The organism is Xenorhabdus sp. KK7.4 (genome assembly GCF_963876465.1).
GTDB lineage: Bacteria > Pseudomonadota > Gammaproteobacteria > Enterobacterales > Enterobacteriaceae > Xenorhabdus > Xenorhabdus stockiae.
The window spans coordinates 1-3582 of record NZ_CAWNQF010000129.1; the positions used below are offsets into that span (position 1 = coordinate 1).

A 3582-nucleotide genomic window follows, 5' to 3' on the forward strand; every position below is an offset into this window, starting at 1 on the left:
GTTCCCTAACGATCACGATCCACAAAAGGTCATGAGTGAAAGCACGGTTAATAACGCCTTGCGTGGCATGGGCTACGATACCAAAACCGATGTTTGCGGGCATGGGTTCAGGACAATGGCGCGCGGGGCTATGGGTGAATCAGGATTATGGAATGATGATGCGATCGAGCGCCAATTAAGCCACGTAGAAAGAAAAAACGTCAGAGCGGCCTATATTCACACCTCTAAACATCTGGATGAACGGCGACTGATGGTGCAATGGTGGGCCGATTATCTGGATGCCAACCGCGAAAAACATATCACGCCGTATGATTTCGCTAAGAAACGAAGGAGATAATATTGAATAATATCAATTATATATTGATAACATGATGCCTTTTTAGACTTTGTTGGTAGTGCCAACAAAGTCGGCTTTTTATACAACCCATAGTTGTATTATTTCATCTTTAATCTGATAGTTAGCTCAGTGCCAAAAGCGGAAATTATATAGCTCCATGTTACCTGGTGGGCCGCTAAGGACCCCAGCAATAAGCCACTTTTTGTTTTATTTCTCTGGCTAAAAAATTTATTGTGATAGCCCAGCGAATTATAATATCGTGAGATAGCAGAACGGGTTAATCGCAGACTTCAGCCGGAAATGGCCCGTTCAGGCATAACAGTCGTCAGATTTTTGGTACAGAGCCCTTTCAGGCTGTAGCAAAAGCAAAACCTTCATCCTCCCAGCCTTTAATACCGCCAATCATTATTTTTACCGGGCGGCCTAGTTGAGCCAGCTTCAGTGCCGCGCGATCGGCTCCGTTACAGTGGGGGCCTGCACAATAGACGACAAATTGAGTTTCCCTTGGCCATCTGTCTAAGGACGCTGTATTAATCAGACGATGAGGAAGATGAAACGCTTCAGGTATATGGCAATGGGCAAAACTCGCTGCACTACCAACCACATGTAAAAGCACAAAGTCTCTTTCACCAGAAACTATTGCGGAATGTACGTCGGCACAATCTGTTTCCATGCTAAGACGCTGCTGGAAATAGGCAATGGCTTTTTCAGGTGTGGCGGCTGAAATATCAGTGACTGTACTCATATTGTGTTCCTCTTGTGGTAAAATCAGTTTTTGTATTACTTCTATATTTCATCAAATAATTAACCTTAAAACACCTACAGACCATGACAGATTCCGCCAAGATCACGACAACATTTTCTCGCCCATTGGTCGTTGCACTAGCCTATGATGGGCTATGTACTTTCGAGTTTGGCGTAGCCGTGGAAGTTTTTGGGCTTTCACGGCCTGAATTGGGGGATAATTGGTATCGTTTTGCTGTTGCTTCTGTTGATAAAGGCGAATTACAGGCAACCGGAGGGATCCGCATCGTTGTTGATGGTGGGTATGAATTGCTTAAGGAAGCAGACACCATCATCATTCCTGGCTGGCGTGGTGTGAACATGCCTGTTCCGCAAACGTTGTGCGATGAACTTCGAGCAGCCCATCAACGCGGTTGCCGCCTGATATCTATTTGTTCTGGTGTATTCGTACTGGCTGCAGCAGGTTTGCTGGATGGACATAAGGCGACGACACATTGGCGTTACGCCAGTGAACTCCAGCAACGTTTCCCGGCGATAAACGTTGTGGATGATGTGCTATATGTAGGTAATGATGCTTTATTGACCTCGGCAGGTAGCGCAGCAGGGATTGACCTGTGTCTACATGTAGTACGCAGCGATTTCGGGCTTGATATTGCCAATAGCGTTGCCCGTCGCCTAGTCCTTCAACCTCACAGAGATGGAAGCCAGACTCAGCAACAGCTTCGCCCTGTTGCCCGCAGTCGGGAAAGTCAGCGTTTTGGCCTTCTGCTTGACTGGCTACATAAAAATATCGCAGAGAAGCACACGCTTGATTCTTTGGCTAGCCATGTTGGTATGAGCCCTCGAACATTGACCCGTCGATTTCAGGAATCAACTGGACTTACGCCTGCCCGCTGGCTGATGAATGAACGACTTAATCGTGCACAACAGGCGCTCAATGAATCCCATTTCAGTATTGAGCAAATAGCCCAGCAAGCAGGGTTTGGCAGCGCCAACTCCCTTCGTTATCACTTTCACCAACGATTTGGTATTAGTCCACAGGCGTTGCGCAAAATGCATATTTCACGACAATAAATCCATTGATATATGGAATGGATAGTCACACACCACCAAGCCATTTCTATCGCAAGCTAAATGTCTGTTCTTCGCTCATAGCTGACTTTCAGATTTAACCGTACCTTTCTACAGAATCCTGCCAGATAGAGTAACGGATCAATCCATCATGGTATAACAATCATCATATGGTGATTTTTTATCCTTTTCTGACAGTGCCAGCAAAAACTATTTACGTGCAATTCATAAACTATGAAGAATTTTATGTTCTGATCTTGTCAACAATTTATTTTACCTTTCTTTTGATTAATCTTTACGCGAAAGATGTTTTTTTAAACGTTGTTGCCCAAGACAACAAAGACCGTTTTTCATACAAAAAATAGATTATTAAAGATCCACTTTCTGAATAAATAATATATTCCCTTATTTTTCAATTCATTAATAAAAAACATTCATTATACACATGATTGCTTTTTAATCTTCTGTGCCCATGGCACGCAGGACTGTTTTTCATACAGTCAATACTCCCGCATGTAATTTTACGAATTGCATAAAGAGTTTACGCTTTCAATTAAACGGAATTTTTAAATAATCCTCTGTCATCAAATAACGTCTACCAAGGCATTTCAAGGACTCGATAACAGGGGGTATACATGCCAACGATTACAACATCTAAAGAAAGTCTTATTCGCCTGCCAGAAGTTCAGCGCAGAACGGGCTACAGCAAGGCATGGATCTACAGGCTGATTAAAGAAGATAAGTTCCCGAAGCAAGTCAAAATCGGCCCTCGTTCGGTTGCGTTTGTTGAATCAGAAATTGATGGCTGGGTAGATCAGCGGATTGCTGAGTCTCGTGGAATTTAATGACATGTACCTACCATTTGATAAGAATAAAAAAACTAAGGGTAGCACTTGCCTACCCTTAACTTGCTTTTTTCAGAGGTTAGATTCAATACCTCTTGACTGCAATTCTCTGCGGACAATGCGCTTAATCCACGCAGCTAAAGACTCATCGCCATCTTGTGCCTGGGCTATTTCCATGAGCGCCCGTAGTTCAGGATCAAGTCTGAATTGGAATGGGGGATTGCCCCGACGAGTATTTTTGTGTGTTGACATGTCAATTACACTCACTGTAATGTGTTTATGTGTCATTACACATTACCTATATCAATATGAAAAAACAACGCCCCAGTGTGCTGGAACACATCTGAGGCGTCTGACCAATAACCGTTAATTGGAGTAACGATAATGGCTGATACACAGCATAACCAAACTCGCCCTAAATTGACATCTTTGGATAAATCAGACAGCCAAAAACCGCTCGAATTTATTCAAACCGTGAAGCAATCCGCTATGTACCATTGGGAAAATCTGTTACCTGCCTGTGGTATCGATATTCCTGCAAAGGGTAAACATAGCGCTTGCCCTGTCTGCGGCGGCACCGACCGT

6 protein-coding genes are annotated in these 3582 nt (G+C 43.7%); 4 read left to right on the top strand and 2 right to left on the bottom strand.

Features of this window, described 5'->3' with window-relative positions; all coding sequences use genetic code 11:
- Positions 1-337, top strand: a 337-nt coding sequence (locus tag AACS90_RS20790) for a tyrosine-type recombinase/integrase (RefSeq protein WP_371635744.1), incomplete at its 5' end; no start/stop codon positions are given.
- Between the two features lie 349 nt (positions 338-686).
- On the opposite strand, the gene AACS90_RS20795 is transcribed toward AACS90_RS20790, so the two are convergent.
- Complete coding sequence (locus tag AACS90_RS20795) at positions 687-1082, bottom strand: rhodanese-like domain-containing protein (protein WP_099123613.1); 396 nt, start codon at positions 1080-1082, stop codon at positions 687-689.
- 83 nt (positions 1083-1165) lie between these two features.
- Between AACS90_RS20795 and ftrA the strand changes: the two genes are divergently transcribed.
- A complete protein-coding gene (gene ftrA / locus AACS90_RS20800) occupies positions 1166-2155 on the top strand; it encodes a transcriptional regulator FtrA (RefSeq protein WP_099123614.1) in 990 nt (329 codons plus the stop codon).
- 632 nt (positions 2156-2787) lie between these two features.
- On the top strand, positions 2788-2997 hold the full coding sequence (locus AACS90_RS20805) for a helix-turn-helix transcriptional regulator (RefSeq protein ID WP_038190420.1): 210 nt from the start codon (positions 2788-2790) through the stop codon (positions 2995-2997).
- Between the two features lie 72 nt (positions 2998-3069).
- Here the strand turns inward: AACS90_RS20805 and AACS90_RS20810 are convergent, their stop codons facing one another.
- The gene (locus tag AACS90_RS20810) at positions 3070-3249 is read right to left on the bottom strand and encodes a hypothetical protein (protein WP_099109885.1); all 180 of its coding nucleotides are present in this window, start codon (positions 3247-3249) and stop codon (positions 3070-3072) included.
- Positions 3250-3381: 132 nt separating this feature from the next.
- Between AACS90_RS20810 and AACS90_RS20815 the strand changes: the two genes are divergently transcribed.
- Positions 3382-3582 (top strand): hypothetical protein (locus AACS90_RS20815; protein ID WP_153043709.1); only part of this gene is annotated, 201 nt, incomplete at its 3' end.